Source organism: Paraburkholderia sp. HD33-4 (genome assembly GCF_021390635.1).
GTDB lineage: Bacteria > Pseudomonadota > Gammaproteobacteria > Burkholderiales > Burkholderiaceae > Paraburkholderia.
This window is the reverse complement of sequence record NZ_JAJEJS010000002.1, coordinates 2,442,698-2,458,958: the sequence shown is the minus strand read 5'-3', so window position 1 is coordinate 2,458,958 and position 16,261 is coordinate 2,442,698. Positions and strand designations below refer to the sequence as shown.

At 65.9% G+C, this 16,261-nt stretch carries 15 protein-coding genes; 12 read left to right on the top strand and 3 right to left on the bottom strand.

What is annotated here, in order from left to right:
* The first annotated feature begins 74 nt into the window (after positions 1–74).
* Positions 75–1,487, top strand: a complete 1,413-nt coding sequence (locus tag L0U84_RS31060; protein ID WP_233855889.1) for a DUF2252 domain-containing protein — start codon at positions 75–77, stop codon at positions 1,485–1,487.
* Between the two features lie 33 nt (positions 1,488–1,520).
* Here the strand turns inward: L0U84_RS31060 and L0U84_RS31055 are convergent, their stop codons facing one another.
* Positions 1,521–2,354, bottom strand: coding sequence for a polysaccharide deacetylase family protein (locus L0U84_RS31055; RefSeq protein ID WP_233855888.1), 834 nt, complete (start codon positions 2,352–2,354; stop codon positions 1,521–1,523).
* Positions 2,355–2,572: 218 nt separating this feature from the next.
* On the opposite strand from L0U84_RS31055, the gene L0U84_RS31050 reads away from it, so the two are divergent.
* From L0U84_RS31050 to L0U84_RS31020, 7 genes are all read left to right on the top strand, one after another.
* Complete coding sequence (locus tag L0U84_RS31050) at positions 2,573–3,337, top strand: SDR family oxidoreductase (protein WP_233855887.1); 765 nt, start codon at positions 2,573–2,575, stop codon at positions 3,335–3,337.
* A gap of 99 nt (positions 3,338–3,436) precedes the next feature.
* Complete coding sequence (locus tag L0U84_RS31045) at positions 3,437–3,712, top strand: oxidoreductase-like domain-containing protein (protein WP_233855886.1); 276 nt, start codon at positions 3,437–3,439, stop codon at positions 3,710–3,712.
* Positions 3,713–3,753: 41 nt separating this feature from the next.
* Positions 3,754–4,629, top strand: coding sequence for an NAD-dependent protein deacetylase (locus L0U84_RS31040; RefSeq protein ID WP_233855885.1), 876 nt, complete (start codon positions 3,754–3,756; stop codon positions 4,627–4,629).
* Between the two features lie 41 nt (positions 4,630–4,670).
* The gene (locus L0U84_RS31035; protein WP_233855884.1) at positions 4,671–5,288 is read left to right on the top strand and encodes a pyridoxamine 5'-phosphate oxidase family protein; all 618 of its coding nucleotides are present in this window, start codon (positions 4,671–4,673) and stop codon (positions 5,286–5,288) included.
* A gap of 33 nt (positions 5,289–5,321) precedes the next feature.
* Positions 5,322–5,930: a DUF938 domain-containing protein gene (locus tag L0U84_RS31030; protein ID WP_233856895.1), complete on the top strand. Its 609-nt coding sequence runs from the start codon at positions 5,322–5,324 to the stop codon at positions 5,928–5,930.
* 260 nt (positions 5,931–6,190) lie between these two features.
* On the top strand, positions 6,191–7,600 hold the full coding sequence (gene gndA, locus L0U84_RS31025) for an NADP-dependent phosphogluconate dehydrogenase (protein WP_233855883.1): 1,410 nt from the start codon (positions 6,191–6,193) through the stop codon (positions 7,598–7,600).
* A 278-nt stretch (positions 7,601–7,878) separates the two neighbouring features.
* Positions 7,879–8,214: a DUF4148 domain-containing protein gene (locus L0U84_RS31020; RefSeq protein ID WP_233855882.1), complete on the top strand. Its 336-nt coding sequence runs from the start codon at positions 7,879–7,881 to the stop codon at positions 8,212–8,214.
* Positions 8,215–8,420: 206 nt separating this feature from the next.
* On the opposite strand, the gene L0U84_RS31015 is transcribed toward L0U84_RS31020, so the two are convergent.
* Complete coding sequence (locus L0U84_RS31015; protein WP_233855881.1) at positions 8,421–8,741, bottom strand: hypothetical protein; 321 nt, start codon at positions 8,739–8,741, stop codon at positions 8,421–8,423.
* Between the two features lie 230 nt (positions 8,742–8,971).
* On the opposite strand from L0U84_RS31015, the gene L0U84_RS31010 reads away from it, so the two are divergent.
* From L0U84_RS31010 to ltaE, 3 genes are all read left to right on the top strand, one after another.
* On the top strand, positions 8,972–9,283 hold the full coding sequence (locus L0U84_RS31010; protein WP_233855880.1) for a cupin domain-containing protein: 312 nt from the start codon (positions 8,972–8,974) through the stop codon (positions 9,281–9,283).
* A gap of 178 nt (positions 9,284–9,461) precedes the next feature.
* Positions 9,462–10,265 (top strand): peptidoglycan DD-metalloendopeptidase family protein, encoded by an 804-nt coding sequence (locus L0U84_RS31005; protein WP_233855879.1) that lies wholly within the window; start codon positions 9,462–9,464, stop codon positions 10,263–10,265.
* A 202-nt stretch (positions 10,266–10,467) separates the two neighbouring features.
* Positions 10,468–11,475 carry a low-specificity L-threonine aldolase gene (ltaE, locus tag L0U84_RS31000; protein ID WP_233855878.1) on the top strand — a complete coding sequence of 336 codons (1,008 nt, stop codon included), beginning with the start codon at positions 10,468–10,470 and terminating at the stop codon, positions 11,473–11,475.
* 141 nt (positions 11,476–11,616) lie between these two features.
* Here the strand turns inward: ltaE and L0U84_RS30995 are convergent, their stop codons facing one another.
* Entirely contained in the window at positions 11,617–12,987 is a 1,371-nt protein-coding gene (locus L0U84_RS30995; RefSeq protein WP_233856893.1) for an MFS transporter, read from the bottom strand.
* A gap of 782 nt (positions 12,988–13,769) precedes the next feature.
* Here L0U84_RS30995 and L0U84_RS30990 point away from each other — a divergent pair.
* Positions 13,770–16,223 (top strand): glycogen/starch/alpha-glucan phosphorylase, encoded by a 2,454-nt coding sequence (locus tag L0U84_RS30990; protein ID WP_233855877.1) that lies wholly within the window; start codon positions 13,770–13,772, stop codon positions 16,221–16,223.
* Positions 16,224–16,261: the final 38 nt, after the last annotated feature.

Sequence of the window (16,261 nt, the reverse complement as noted above, 5' to 3'; positions counted from 1 at the left end):
CGGTTCAACGACGCCATGCGCGCGAAGCAGTCTCTGTCACCGCCGGTTCAAGACTTGCCAAACGGAGAGAAAGCATGAAAGCCAGCACCATTGCCGAACGGGAAGCGCGCGGCCGCGCCGCGCGCGAGCATTCGAAACGATCGAGCCATCGGGCGGTCGGCGAGTTGCACCGCGATCCGATCGAACTGCTGAAACAAAGCAGCGCGGAGCGCGTCGAGAGGCTGGTGCCGCTGCGCTATGGGCGCATGGCCGTGTCCCCTTTCACGTTCTTTCGCGGCAGCGCGATCCTGCAGGCGCACGATCTGAGCAAGGTGCACGATACCGGCCTCAGCATGCCGATCTGCGGCGACGGTCATCTGATGAATTTCGGCGGCTTCGCGACGCCCGAGCGGCAACTGATCTTCGACCTGAACGACTTCGACGAAGTCGCGATCGGCCCATTCGAATGGGACCTGAAGCGCCTGTGCGCGAGCCTCGTCGTGGCCGCGCGCCATATGCGGCTGAGCCGTGGCACCGCCGAGAGCCTCGTGATGACCGCGGCCGGCTCGTATCGCGATCGCATCGCGCAATATGCGCAGTTCGGCGCACTCGAGTTGTGGTACGACCGCATCACGTTCGACCGCATGGCCGAGATCGCGCTGACGCCCGAGGGCCGTCGCGCGGTGCGGCGCGGCATGGAAAAGGCCGCGACCCGCACGCACGAAAATCTGCTCGAAAAAATGGCCTCGTTCGACGGTAACCATTGGAAGATCCACGACGCGCCGCCCGCGTTGTTTCACATACTCGGTGCGAACACGCTGTTCACGGCCGAGGAGACCGAAACCTACCGGACCGGCAACGTCGACAAAATGGTCGAGCAGGTGTGGAACGAATACCGCAAGTCGCTGGCGCACGACCGGCGCGAACTGCTCGATCACTTCACGAGGCACGACATCGTGTTCAAGGTGGTCGGCGTCGGCAGCGTCGGCACGCGTTGTCTCGTCGTGTTGCTCGTCGATCACATGGGCAAGCCGTTGTTCCTGCAGCTGAAGGAGGCGCGGCCATCGGTGATCGCGCAGTTCTACAAGTCGCCGGCGCTCAAGCATCAGGGCGAGCGCGTCGTGCAAGGACAGCGGATGCTGCAGGCCGCGAGCGACGTCTTCCTCGGCTGGGGGACGGGGCCGCTCGGGAATCATTTCTATTTCCGCCAGCTGCGCGACATGAAGCTGTCCGCGAATATCGAGCTGTTCGATAGCGAACTGCTCGACGGCTATGCGCGGCTATGCGGCTGGATCATGGCGCGCGCGCACGCGAAGGCGAGCGGCCAGGCGATCGAGATCAGCTCGTACATCGGCCGCGGCGATCAGTTCGCCGAAGCGCTGGCCGGCTACGCGAGCGCGTACGCGGATCAGGTCGAGCGCGACTATGACGTGTTCATGAAAGCGTGCCGCGGCGGCAAGCTCGAAGCGCGTACCGATGAGGATATGGCGGCGGATTTCCGCATTTAGCGCCGTGCGCGCGGTGTTACTTCACGCGCATCGTCACTCGTCGACGCGCGCTTCGCGCAGCGTGACGAAACGCAGATGCCGCTCGCGTACCGCTTCGATCACGCTCGGCAGCACCGCGAGAATCAGCGGCTGGCCTTCGATCGTCAGCGCAGCGTTGCCATCGTGCAGCAGCAGGATGTCGCGCGCGGCGAGGCCATCGAGCAGCCGCCGGGCGACCACATGAGGGTCGCGCTCGCGCGTATCGTAGCCGCGCCGCGTCCATGCCGCGAGACGCAGATCGAGCTTGCGCAGCACCGGCTCCAGGAAGAGGTTGCGCAGGCCGGCGGGTGCGCGGAAAAACATTGGCCGCGCGCCGCTGACGGTTTCGAGCGTGCGTTGGGCGGCGGCGATCTCGCGCGTCAACGCGTGCGGAAACGTGACCGAAAACGTGTGCACGTGCACCTGCGAATGATTTTCGAGCGCATGACCACGCGCGACGATCTCGCGCGCGAGCTGCGGATACCGCTCGACCCTCGAACCGATGCAGAAGAACGTCGCGCGCACGTCGAACGCGTCGAGCAGATCGAGCACTTGCGGCGTGACGACGGGATCGGGGCCGTCGTCGATGGTCAGCGCGATCGCATCCGCGTTGTGCGAGCTCGCGGGCAGGCGGGTCCAGTTGGGCCCGAGCAGCGTCGTGCGCGGCAACAGTCCGGTGATCGTGAACAGCGCGTGGTTCGCGACGATCGCGGCGAGCCACCAAGGCCACGCGGCGGGCGCGACGGCCACGCCGATCAGCACGATCACGTGCCAGCCGATCGTGCCGTTCAGCAGTGCGGAGTTGCGGCTACGCGGCCAGCGGCGCGGCGGGTTGGGAAATTCATTCATCAAACGTGCTTCCAGTACGCCTTCGTCCATGCAGGGAAGGCCGTGAATCGTGCGCGATGCGCAACCGCGAACGATACCACCGTTGCGCTCCTCGACGTGCCGCGTCCGGCGGCCCGGATACCTGGTGAAAGCGCGCTGAAAGACGTTGCCGCGGTTTGCGATCGCCGATTCGCTGTTGTATGGTGCGCGTCGCAACCCAATACAACAGGAGATGCGTGATGTCGGAAACAGAAAACGGAAAAGTGGCGCTGGTGACGGGCGCGGGCAGCGGCATCGGCCGCGCGTGCGCCCTGACGCTCGCGAAGCACGGCTATAGCGTAGTGCTCGCAGGACGCCGCCAGGCCGCGCTCGATGCAGTCGCGCAGGAAGCGCAGGCGCTCGCGGGCGACGCGCTCGCGGTGTCGTGCGACGTCACCGACGCCGCCAGCGTCGCTGCGCTGTTCGACACGATCCGCGCGCGCTTCGGCCGGCTCGACGTGCTGTTCAACAACGCGGGACGCAACGGCTCGCCGGTCGACCTCGACGAAGTGAGCATCGACGAATGGCGCTCGATCGTCGACACCAATCTGAATGGCGTATTCCTGTGCACGCGCGCGGCGTTCGGCCTGATGAAGACGCAGAACCCGCGCGGTGGCCGCATCATCAACAACGGCTCGATCTCCGCGCATGCGCCGCGTCCGAACAGCGCCGCGTACACGGCGACCAAGCATGCGATTACCGGGCTCACGAAAGCGGTGTCGCTCGACGGCCGCAAATACGACATCGTCTGCGGACAGATCGACATCGGCAACGCCGGGACCGAGATGGCCGCACGCATGGCACGCGGCGTGCCGCAAGCGAACGGCGAGATCGCGGTCGAGCCGCTGATGGACGTGCAACACGTCGCCGACGCGGTGCTGCATATGGCGAGCCTGCCGCTGTCGGCGAACGTGCAGTTCATGACGATCATGGCCAGCAAGATGCCGTTCGTCGGGCGCGGTTGAGCGGCATGCCGCATCCGTGCGGCGAGGGGCGGGAGCAGGGCGCGCGCGTTCAACTTATACTGGGCGCTCCGCCGTCCTTCAACGCAAAAGCCCCGCGCCGTGCCCCGAGCCACACCGAGCGACGACCCGCCGCCGCAGCCGCCCGTGCGGCCCGATCTCGACGACTGCTGTCATAGCGGCTGCACGCAGTGTGTGTTCGATCTCTACGACGAAGCGCTCGAGCGCTACGAGATCGCGCTGGCTGCGTGGCAGACGCGGCAGACGCGGCAGGTGCTGAAAGCGCGGCCAGCCGCCTCGCAGGGCGCGAAGTCGAAGCCGCCAGCCGACGCGCGTCGCTCGACACCCTCGCGCGGCAAACCGGGCCCTCGCCGCTGATTCGCGCACGAATTCGCGCATGATCGTCCACCGTCCCCGTTATGACCGACCTTCAGCTCACACCGACCGAATCCCTCACCGACCCGCACACGCTAGACGATCTGCATCGTTTCGTGCAGCGTCACCCGCGCCTGTTCGTGCTGACCGGCGCGGGCATCAGCACCGACTCCGGCATCCCCGGCTATCGCGACGACAACGGCGCATGGAAGCGCTCGCCGCCGATCACGCTGCAGGAGTTTCTCGGCACGCTCGCGATGCGTCAGCGCTACTGGGCGCGCAGCATGGTCGGCTGGCCGCTCGTCGCGCGCGCGCAGCCGAATGCCGCGCATGTCGCGCTCGCGCGGCTCGAAGCGGCCGGCCACGTGCCGACGCTGGTTACGCAGAACGTCGACGGGTTGCATCAGCGCGCGGGCAGCCGCGACGTGATCGAGCTGCATGGTGGCATCGACGGCGTCGCTTGTCTCGACTGCGGCACGCAGCATTCGCGCGCGGCGATCCAGCGCACGCTCGAAGCCGACAACCCCGCGCTGCTCGACGTCACGGCCGAAGCCGCCGCCGATGGCGACGCGCATCTCGAGTGGCACGATCTCGGCGGCTTTCGCGTGCCGGCATGCTCGAACTGCGGCGGGATGCTGAAGCCGTCGGTGGTGTTCTTCGGCGAGAACGTGCCGAAGGCGCGGGTCGAAGCGGCCACGCATGCGCTCGATGCGGCCGACGCGGTGCTGGTGGCCGGCTCGTCGCTGATGGTCTATTCCGGCTACCGCTTCTGCGTGTGGGCGCAGCGCCAGGGCAAGCGGATCGCTGCGATCAACCTCGGCCGCACGCGCGCTGATCCGCTGCTGTCGCTGAAGGTGGCCGCGCCGTGCGGCGATACCTTGAGTGCGCTCGCCGGTCTGCTGGCTGGCGAGCGAGAATGAATACGTCAAGCGAATCATCACCAACGGTTGAGGAAACCTCCATGCTGACGACGATCGAACAGCTCGAAGCTCTGTACGCACGGCCAGGCGAGCGCGCGCTGCGCAAGGAGATCCAGTATGTCAACGACGACTACCGCGCGTTCATCGCCGCCGCGCCGTTCGCGGTGCTCGCGACGAGCGGCCCGGACGGTCTCGACTGCTCGCCGCGCGGCGACGCAGCGGGCTTCGTGCGCGTCGTCGACGAACGCACGCTCGCGCTGCCGGACCGCCCCGGCAACAATCGGCTCGACAGCCTGCGCAACGTCATCGTCGATCCGCGCATCGCGCTGCTGTTCGTGATCCCGGGTGTCGGCGAGACGTTGCGCGTGAACGGCCGCGGCCGCGTCTCGAATGACGCTGCGCTGCTGGACAGTTTCTGCGTCGACGGTAAACTGCCGCGCACCGTGCTGCTGATCGACGTCGACGCCGTGTACTTTCATTGCTCGAAGGCGCTCGTGCGCTCGCAGCTGTGGGACCCGGCGCGTCACGTCGAGCGCTCGCAACTGCCGAGCGCGGGCGAGATTCTGCAACGCATCATCGCCACGAACGATGGCGAGCAATTCGATGCCGCCGCCTATGATCGCGAGTTGCCCGAGCGCGTGCGCGCCACGCTGTACTAACGTAATACGCAAATGCAAGACGCAAGGCCGACCATGACCGACACCCGGCAACATTCACCCTCCGTCGAACGCAATCGCGAACCGATTCTCGCCGTGCTGCGCGATGCGCTGCCGGCGCGTGGCCGCGTGCTCGAAATCGCGAGCGGCACCGGTGAGCACGCGATCTGCTTCGCCGGCGCGCTGCCCGGTCTCGACTGGCAGCCGAGCGATGCCGACGAGGAAGCGCGCGCGTCGATTGCCGCGTGGACCGCGCACGCGGGGCTCGCGAACGTGCGCGCGCCGCTCGCGCTCGACGTGCATCAACCGGATTGGGGCGTCGACGCGCTCGACGCGCTCGTCTGTATCAACATGATCCACATCTCGCCGTGGAGCGCGGCGCAGGCGTTGTTCGACGGCGCCGGGCGGCGGCTCGTAGAGGGCGGCGTGCTCTATCTATATGGTCCTTACAGACGCGGCGGCGCGCATACGGCGCCGAGCAACGAAGCGTTCGATCAATGGTTGAAGAGTCGCGATCCCCAATGGGGCGTACGCGATATGGAAGCGGTCGTCGCGCTCGGCGACGCGGCGGGGCTTACGTGCGAGCGAGTGGTCGCGATGCCCGCGAACAACTTCAGTCTGGTGTTCGTGAAGCGGTCCGCGTAGCGGGTACATCGACGGGCCGCGCATTCGACCATGCCTTCCGCCAAACCTCAGTCCGATCCCAAACCGAGCCCGCCGCGCAAACCTCGACGCGCGCACAATACCCGTCGTTACGCGCAAACAGGAGCACGGCACGAGCATCTGGCGTGCTTGCGCGCCACCAAGCGGCAAGCGCGCATTTCTTTTATCCTTTCACCCTCGACGCCGCGCCGCCGTTTCGATGGCGCGGCGCCACGACATTTATTGGACTCTGGAGAATTCAAATGAGCAAACAGGCAATCGGCGTGGTGGGGCTGGCGGTCATGGGCCGCAATCTGGCGCTCAACATCGAGAGCCGCGGTCACGCGGTGTCGGTCTACAACCGTAGCCGCACGAAAACCGACGAACTCATCGCCGAATTTCCGGACCGCAAACTGGTGCCGGCATTCACGCTGGAAGAGTTCGTCGACTCGCTCGAAAAGCCGCGCCGCATTCTGATGATGGTCAAGGCCGGCGAGCCGACCGACGCGACCATTGCCTCGCTCAAGCCGCTGCTCGAAAAAGGCGACATCCTGATCGACGGCGGCAACACGCCTTTCACCGACACGATCCGCCGCAACCAGGAACTCGCGAAAGCGGGTCTGCACTTCATCGGCACCGGCGTGTCGGGCGGCGAGGAAGGCGCGCTGAAAGGGCCGTCTATCATGCCGGGCGGCCCGCGCGACGCGTACGACCTGGTCGCACCGATCCTCACCGAGATCGCCGCGAAGGCGCCGGACGGCGAACCGTGCGTCGCGTACATGGGACCGGACGGCGCGGGCCACTTCGTGAAGATGGTGCACAACGGCATCGAGTACGGCGACATGCAGCTGATCGCCGAAAGCTACGCGGTGTTGAAGCAGGTCGTCGGCTTGTCGAACGAGGAACTCGGCAAGGTCTACACCGAGTGGAACAAGGGCGAACTCGACAGCTATCTGATCGAAATCACCTCGAAGATCTTCGGCAAGAAGGACGACGAGACCGGCAAGGATCTCGTCGACGTGATTCTCGACCGTGCCGCGCAGAAGGGCACCGGCAAGTGGACCAGCCAGAACGCGCTCGACCTCGGCGCACCGCTGCCGCTGATCACCGAGGCGGTATTCGCGCGCGTGCTGTCGTCGCTGAAGACGCAGCGCGTCGCTGCGAGCAAGGTGCTCGAAGGTCCGCAGGCCAAGCCGCTCGAAGGCGCGAAGGAGGCGTTCATCGAATCGGTGCGCCGCGCGTTGTACTTCAGCAAGGTGATCTCGTACGCGCAGGGCTTCGCGCAGTTGCGCGCGGCGTCGGAAGAGTACAAGTGGGATCTCGACTACGGCACGATCGCGAAGATTTTCCGCGCGGGCTGCATCATCCGCGCACGCTTCCTGCAGAAGATCACCGACGCCTACTCGAAGGACAAGGCGCTCGCGAACCTGCTGCTCGACCCGTACTTCCGCGACATCGCGAAGAACTACCAGGCGGCGCTGCGCGAAGTCGTGGTGGCAGCGGTCAACGCGGGTGTGCCAGTGCCGGCGTTCGCGTCGGCGATCGCATATTTCGACGCCTATCGCTCGGAGCGTCTGCCCGCGAACCTCGTGCAGGCGCAACGCGACTTCTTCGGCGCGCATACGTTCGAACGTATCGACAAGCCGGGGAGCTTCCACGCGCATTGGGGCTGAGCGGTTGATTAAAAATCGGCCCGGCGCGCCATGGTGGTAGGGCGCGCCGGGCCGTTTCCGTTTGGATCAGTAATAAATCATCGAATTGTTACTGAATATAACGCGGGATAAGGTCGAGCTTAAAGGATGCTTAGCAATTGTTGCGAACGTAGCAATAGAGTTTCGCTAGTTTAAGGGTTTACCCTAGATCGTGACGCCTCTAAACTTGTTTTCAATCGCTGAGGGAACAGCAGCAAACCCCGAAGCGCACCACACAACAAGTCATTTGGAGGTTAATCATGAAGACCCTGATTTCCGCAGTTGCCATCGCCGCCGCCCTCGTCGTTCCGGTCGCTTCGTTCGCTCAAGCGAGCCAGCCGGTGACCCGCGCTCAGGTTCGCGCTGAACTGGTGCAACTCGAAAAGGCCGGTTACAACCCGAACACCAACGACTCGGACTACCCGGCCAGCATCCAGGCGGCGCAAGCACGCGTCGATGCGCAACGCGGCACGGCCGTCGCGGCCAACACCGCGGACACCAGCGGCTACGGCGCTCCGGCTGCCGGCACGACGCAAGCTGGTCACGCAGTCCTCCCGGCGAAGGCCGACCGTAACTCGGTGTACTTCGGCAACTAATTGCCGCTACGGATTACGCTGAAGTTCGATGTAGAAGGTTGCCGTAGAAGTGCGCAGGCGTAGTTGATAGTTCGTAGCAGGTAGTTGCAGTCAGCAGTGGACGCCGCATCGCGGAATTGCGCGGAACGCGGCGGGCAACAAAAAACGCCATCCAGTTCGATCGGATGGCGTTTTGTCGTGTGCGTCCCGCGGTGCGGCGGGATCGGTCAATGCAGCGTCCGCTGCCGCCGGCCGATATCGTCGAACAGCGCGCGGCTCGGCTCCAGCGCGAGCAACCACGATTCATCGTAGCCGCTCAGATTGTCGAGCGCCTCGCGCAGCCGCTCGATCGCCACCGCGGGCAGCTCGACGCTCGCCTCGACCCCGCTCGACAGCCTCGCGATGCTCGCCAGTTGCACCAGCGCATCGGCGGCCTCGGCGACATCGGCGGCGAAGATCAGATGCGTGTTCAGCAATTCGACGAGGCCCGTTGACGACGCCACATCGTCCACGTTGAGTTGCACGGCCAGAAAGGTGGCTTTGTTCATCCTCGATTCCTCCCAGAATCCCGACGTTGTCGTGAGCTGCTTCGCGCGGCTTGACTGAGTATAGGCGATGACCGATTGCCCGCAATGATTGGACGAATCCGCCCCGGCGGCATGTTCGAGCGGTCGCGCGGGCCATGCAACCTATAATAGGGCCAGCCGCGCAAGCGCCGTCGCCGTGGACAGACGACGCTGCCCGCGGGGTTTGCGCGCTTGCCAATCGCTCATCGACCATGAAGATCATCCGCAGCAGAAGCTTTACCGCGCCGCGTGCCTGGGGCGCGCTCGAGATCGCGAACATGAACGGCATCACCACGCGTCTGCACTGGACCGACCAGCCGTACAAGTGGCACGTCAACGATGGCGAGGAGGTGTTCGCCGTGCTCGACGGGCGCGTCGAGATGCGCTATCGCGAAGACGGCGAGGAACGTTCGACGGTGCTCGAAACCGGCGACGTGTTCTACGCGTCGGTCGGCACCGAGCACGTCGCGCATCCGCTCGGCGCGGCACGCGTGCTCGTCGTCGAAACGCAGGGCAGCGTCTGAAGAACACGGCAGTTTGACCGCGCGCGCCAGCACGGCACGCGCGTGGCGGTCGCGCATAATATTCGGACGGCGGCAGACGGCCGCGACCCTACGCAAACTTGACGGCACGGCAATTGCTACGGCGTCGATTGAATCGGATTGATTGAATCGGATTGAGACACACGTCGAGGAAAATCAGATGACACAACAATGGCAACCGACGGGGATGCGCCTCTTGATGGCGGCCGCGCTCGGCGTGATGATCGCCGGCTGCACGACGATGCCGTGGGAAAGCACGCCGTTCTACAGCAACGCGCCGTCGAGCACGACCAGCCTCGCGACGGTCCCCGTGCCCGCCGGCTACTATCGCGTGAATCCGGGCGATACGCTGTCCGGCATCGCTTCGGCGTATGGACGCAAACCGCAGGAACTTGCCGCATGGAACGGTTTGCCGATCAATGCGGCGGTCGCGCCCGGCCAGGTGCTGCGCGTGTCGCCGCCAATGACTTCGGGCAACGTGGTCACCCCGCCGGTTGCGGTGGGGCCGGGCGGGCCGAACCCTCCCGGCGCGACGGCGAACCTGCCGCCGGGCGCCGTGCCCGGCGCGCCGGCCGCCTCCGCCGGGCCGCAGCAGGGCGTGCTGCAATGGCCGTTGCGCGGGCCGATCCTGCGCGCGTTTGCGCCGGGTAAATCGAACGGCATCGTGATCGGCGGGCAACCCGGCGATCCGGTCAAGGCCGCGGCGACCGGCCGCGTGGTCTACGCGGGCACCGGCATCGAAGCCTACGGCCCGCTCATCATCATCAAGCACAACGACTCGCTGATCACCGCTTACGGCCAGAACAGCCAGCTGCTCGTCAAGGAAGGCGACGCGGTCGCGCAAGGGCAGACGATCGGCGAGGTCGGTGTGGATAGCCGAGGCGTCGCGTCGATCCAGTTCGAAGTGCGTCAGAACGGCCAGCCGGTCGATCCGCTTCAGTGGCTGCCGAAGCCCGGCGGCTGAGCGTCTGGTTGCGTCGGTTGACTGAAGGCCGGTCGGCTCGTCGCGGCCGGACCGGCGTCTCTCTCGGGGATGCGCCGATTTTCAGCGCCGTCTGAATTGAATACACTGTATGGCTCGTTTGCCGGCGCGTGCGCGGTCCTCCCGGAATGCACGCGCGACCGGCTGCCGTAGGCTGTCATTCATGGACGCACAGGGACACACAATGATCGATTTGCGCAGCGATACCGTTACCCGTCCGACTCCGCCGATGCTCGCGGCGATGTCGGCGGCCGAAGTCGGCGACGACGTCTGGGGCGACGACCCCACCGTACTGCGTCTGCAGGCCACGCTGGCCGAGCGCACCGGCAAGGAAGCGGGGCTGTTCTTCCCGAGCGGCACGCAAAGCAACCTCGCCGCGTTGATGGCGCACTGCGCACGCGGCGACGAATACATCGTCGGCCAGCTCGCGCACACCTACAAGTACGAGGGCGGCGGCGCGGCCGTGCTCGGCAGCATCCAGCCCCAGCCGCTCGAAAACGCCGCCGACGGTTCGATCCCGCTGGAGAAGATCGCCGCCGCGATCAAGCCGATCGACAACCACTTCGCGCGCACGCGGCTGCTTGCTCTGGAAAACACGATCGGCGGCAAGGTGCTGCCCGCGCAGTACGTCGTCGAAGCGACGCAGCTCGCGCGTGAGCGCGGCCTCGCAACCCACCTCGACGGCGCGCGCGTGTTCAACGCGGCGGTCGCTTCGGGCAAGCCGGTCGCTGCGCTCGCCGAGCCGTTCGATTCGGTGTCGATCTGCTTTTCGAAGGGACTCGGTGCGCCGGTCGGCTCGGTGCTGGTCGGCAGCCGCGCGCTGATCGACGGCGCGCATCGCTGGCGCAAGGTGCTCGGCGGCGGCATGCGCCAGGCTGGCGTGCTCGCCGCGGCGTGCCTGTATGCGCTCGATCACAACGTCGAGCGTCTCGCCGACGATCACGCGAACGCCGCGCATCTGGCGGCGGGACTGGAGACGATCGAGCAGGTGAAGGTGCAGTCGGTCGCGACGAACATGGTGTTCGCGCAGTTTCCGCAGCAGCACTGCGCGCCGCTCGAGGCGTGGCTCAAGGAGCGCGGCATCCTCACGCAGATGCTGTATGCGTCGCGCTTCGTCACGCACAAGGACGTGTCGCGCGACGATATCGACACGTTCATTGCCGCGGTGAAGGGGTATTTCGCGGCGCGTTGAGGGCGCCGCATTGGTCGTAAGCGAGACGGCTCGGGTGATTGCCGTCTCGACTTCCCGCATTGGCTTCTGCCCGCGCGCGCTCGCTCGAGCCGCGCCCCTTTCAGACTCGATCCCCGCCTCACGCGCCGTCCGGCGCACCTCTCACTTGAGCGCCGCCTTCGCCTGCACGCCCGCACGATGCGACGGCGCGAGCAGCCGCAAGCCGCTCGCGAGGCTTGCCGCGCCGGCGAAGAAGCCGCCGAGGCCGAGCGCGAGCGTCGGTCCGTGCTGGCGGCCGGCGATGCCGAAGCACAACGCGACCAGTGCCGCGCCGGTCGCCTGGCCGAGCAGCCGGGCGGTCGCGACGATGCCGCTGGCACCCCCACTGCGTTCCGGCGGCGCGCTCGCCATCAGTGCCTTCAGATTCGGCGACTGGAAAAAGCCGAAGCCCGCGCCGCAGATCGCCATGCGAATGCCGATGTCGAGCACGTGCGGATGGGCGGGCAGCATCGCCAGCGAGGCCATCCCCGCCGACAGCACCGCGAGACCGATCGCGCCGAGCAGGCCCGGCGGATAGCGGTCCGACAGGCCGCCCGCGAGTGGCGCGGCGAGCGCGACCACGACGGGCCACGGCGTCATCAGGAAGCCGGTTTCGACCTGGCTGCGCAGCAGCACGTCCTCGAAATAGAACGGCAGCGACACGAACGCGAGGCCTTGAGCAGCGAACGAGCAGACGGCCGTCACCGCCGACAGCGCGAACACCGGCCGCTTGAACAGATCGACGGGCAGCATCGGCGCGGGGTGGCCCGCCTCGCGGCGAATCAGCAGCAGCCCGAACACGACGGCGATCGCCGCGGCGCTGAGCACGATCTGCATCGATGCGCGCTGCGCCGCCTCGCCGAGCGCGAAGATCAGCGCGGCGAACGTGACCACGTTAAGCAGGGCCGCCACCAGATCGAGCTGATGCCGGCCCTGCGCGGTATGCGGCAGTGCGGGCATCGCGAAGCTCAACGCGAGCAAGCCGAGCGGCACGTTGACCGCGAACAGCCACGGCCACGTCGCGACCGACAGAATCAGCGACGCCACCGTCGGCCCGACCGCGAACGACACGCCGACGATCAGCGCATTGGTGCCGAGCCCGCGACCGAGCCGATGCGGCGGGTACAGATAGCGGATCAGCGCGGTGTTGACGCTCATGATCGCGCTGGCGCCGAGGCCCTGCACGATGCGCGCGGCGGCGAGCAGCGGCAGAGTCGGCGCCAGCGCGCAGCCGAGCGAGCTCAGCGTGAACAGCGCGATGCCACTGATATAGATGCGCCGATGCCCGACGATATCGCCGAGCGCGGCGAGCGGCAGCAGCGTCGCGACCATCGCCAGCTGATACGCGTTGATGATCCAGACCGACGCGGCCGGCGCCGCGTGCAGGTCGCCGGCGATCGCGGGCAGCGCGGTGTTGGCGATCGCGGTATCGAGCGTGGCGAGCGCGACGGCGAGCATGATCGCGGCCATCGCGCGGCGGTTGGCGGCCGACATCGGGCCGTCGGCGGGAAGGGTCGGCGCGCGGACGTCGACTGCGGGGCTGAGCTTATCGGACAAGGCGTGGCTCGTCGGGTTGGGCATGCCGGTGTCGGCCGCTTCCGGAAGAAGCGGGCGAGCGGGCGGCGGTTTCGTTGTGAGTGAGGCGCGCTGCCGGTCCACGGCGGCTGAACGTGGTGGCTTGTGCGGCGCAACGTTGCGATTGTTGCAGAGACGGCAAGATCGTGCAGGGAGGCGGGCAGGCGGGCAGGGTCCGGGCGGCGGCCCGAAGGCGAGGCGCTTGAACTTCGTGTAACGCAACTAACTGTCAAGCCCGCCCGGCGCCTCCGATTCAGCTCACGCCCGCGTCGAATCCATTGCGCATACGCTAAAACCGTCCAGCAGAACGCGCCGCCCGATTCGACCACAGGATGAAACAATCCGCGGCTTCATCCGCTCGTCACGCAGCGAAAAAATAATCGATGGGCGGCAAGCGAATACCCCGGGCGTATGCCTGCGCCAACCGGCTTTCGTCGATCGCGTCACGCCCGCCGATGCACACGCCGAGTGCCGCAACCACGCGGCTTTGCACCGTATCCGGGCGCGCGCAACTGCGCCATCGCGCGGCACCGGGCGAGCTCGCCGGGCACGCCCTATGCGTCACCTTCCGCTCGCGCGCCAGTGTGCGCGATCCTTAAAATGTCCTACTCTGTTTTTTTAAACCGTTCCGACAGGCACGCGCCTCCCGTCCGTCTCCCGTGCGGTTCGCGTCTGCCATGTCGAACTTCCCGGAGGCTTCGATGACGACCGTCGATCTGGAATTCGACCAGCTCCACAGTACCGTCGACGCGCTACGGCGCTCAATCTCGAATCGCATGATGTACGGCGTCGGCAAGGACGCCATCACCGCTCATCCACACGACTGGCTGCATGCGGCCGCGCTGGCCGTGCGCGACCGGCTCGTCGCGCGCTGGATGAAGACCACGCGCCTGCAATACGAGCAGGACGTGAAGCGGGTCTACTACCTGTCGATGGAGTTTCTGATCGGCAGAACCTTTACGAACGCGCTGCTCGCGCTCGGTATTCACGATCAGATGAAGGAGGCGCTCGCGAGCCTCGGCGTCGACATGGACGCGCTGATCGATATCGAACCCGACGCTGCGCTCGGCAACGGCGGTCTCGGCCGGCTCGCCGCGTGCTTTCTCGACTCGATGGCGACGCTCGGCATTCCGGGCTTCGGCTACGGCATCCGTTACCAGTACGGCATGTTCCGTCAGGAAATCGTCAACGGCGAGCAGGTCGAGGCGCCCGACTACTGGCTGCGCGCCGGCAATCCATGGGAATTTCCGCGGCCCGAGATCAAGTACATGGTGCATTTCGGCGGCCGCACCGTGCAGCGCGGCGACAAGACCGACTGGATCGACACCGAGCACGTCAACGCGACCGCGTACGACACCGTGATCCCCGGCTACGCAACCGACGCGACCAACACGCTGCGGCTATGGTCCGCGCGCGCGACCGAGGAACTCGACCTCGGCGCGTTCAATCGCGGCGACTACCGCAACGCGGTCGACACCAAGAACATGTCGGAGAACGTGTCGCGGCTGCTCTATCCGGACGACTCGACGCCGGCCGGCCGCGAGTTGCGGCTGCGCCAGGAGTACTTCTTCGTATCGGCGACGATGCAGGATCTGATCCGCCGCTATCAGCGCACGCACAGCACGTTCGGACGCTTCGCGGAGAAGGTCGCGGTGCATCTGAACGACACGCACCCGGTGCTCGCGATTCCCGAGCTGATGCGCCTGCTGGTCGACGTGCATAACCTGCCGTGGGACAAGGCGTGGAAACACGTGACGCAGATCTTCTCGTACACGAATCACACGCTGATGCCCGAGGCGCTCGAAACCTGGGATGTCGAAATGCTGGCGCGCCTGTTGCCGCGCCATCTCGAGATCATCTTCGAAATCAACGCGCAGTTTCTGAAGCACGTCAGCGAGCACTCCGGCCACGACGCCGAGATGATCCGCCGCATTTCGCTCGTCGACGAATACGGGCAGCGGCGCGTGCGCATGGCGTATCTGGCGATCGTCGCGAGTCACAAGGTGAACGGTGTGTCGAAGCTGCACTCGCAACTGATGACGCGCGACATCTTCTCCGACTTCGCGCGCATCTATCCGGACCGCTTCACCAACGTGACCAACGGCATCACGCCGCGCCGTTGGCTCGCGCAGGCGAGTCCGTCGATGTCGTCGCTGATCGATGCGCGCATCGGCAAGCATTGGCGCAGCAATCTGTTCGAGCTGGAGCAGCTGCGCAATCTGCGCAAGGACGACGAGTTCGTCGAAGCGTTCCGCGAGGCCAAACGACAGAGCAAGCTGCGGCTCGTGCACCGGCTCGCGCATCACACGAAGCTGCACTTCGATCCGGACGCGCTGTTCGATCTGCAGGTCAAGCGCATTCACGAATACAAGCGCCAGTTGTTGAACGTGTTGCACGTGATCGTGCGCTACAACGAGATTCGCGCCAATCCCGAGCGCGACTGGGTGCCGCGCGTCGTGCTGTTCGCGGGCAAGGCCGCGTCCGCGTACCGGATGGCCAAGACGATCATCAAGCTGATCGGCGACGTCAGCGAGAAAGTCAATCACGATCCGCTGATCGGCGATCGCCTGAAGGTGGTGTTCGTGCCGAACTACGGCGTCAGCGTCGCCGAGCTGATCATTCCGGCGGCCGATCTGTCGGAGCAGATCTCGATGGCCGGCACCGAGGCGTCGGGCACCGGCAACATGAAGCTCGCGCTCAACGGCGCATTGACGATCGGCACGATGGACGGCGCGAACATCGAGATCTGCGACGCGGTGGGGCGCGAGAACATCTTCATCTTCGGCCACACCGCCGACGAGGTCGACGACCTGCGCGCAAGCGGCTATCGGCCGCGGCATATTTACGAGGAGAACGAAACATTGCGCACCGCGCTCGATCAGATTCGCACGGGCTTCTTCTCGCCGGACGATCCGCTGCGCTTTTCGGATATCTTTCACACGCTGGTCGACTGGGGCGATCACTACATGGTGCTCGCCGATTTCGACGCGTTCGCGAAAGCGCAGAAAGAAGTGGATGCGCGTTTCGTCGACCGGCACGCGTGGGCCGAAAGCGCGATCGAGAACGTCGCGGGGATGGGGCAGTTCTCGTCGGATCGCACCATCGGCGAGTATGCGCGCAATATCTGGCGCGTGAGTCCGCTCAGTCTCGACTGAGCGCGAGATGACGCCGATGTAGTTGTTTCGTTTGGCGA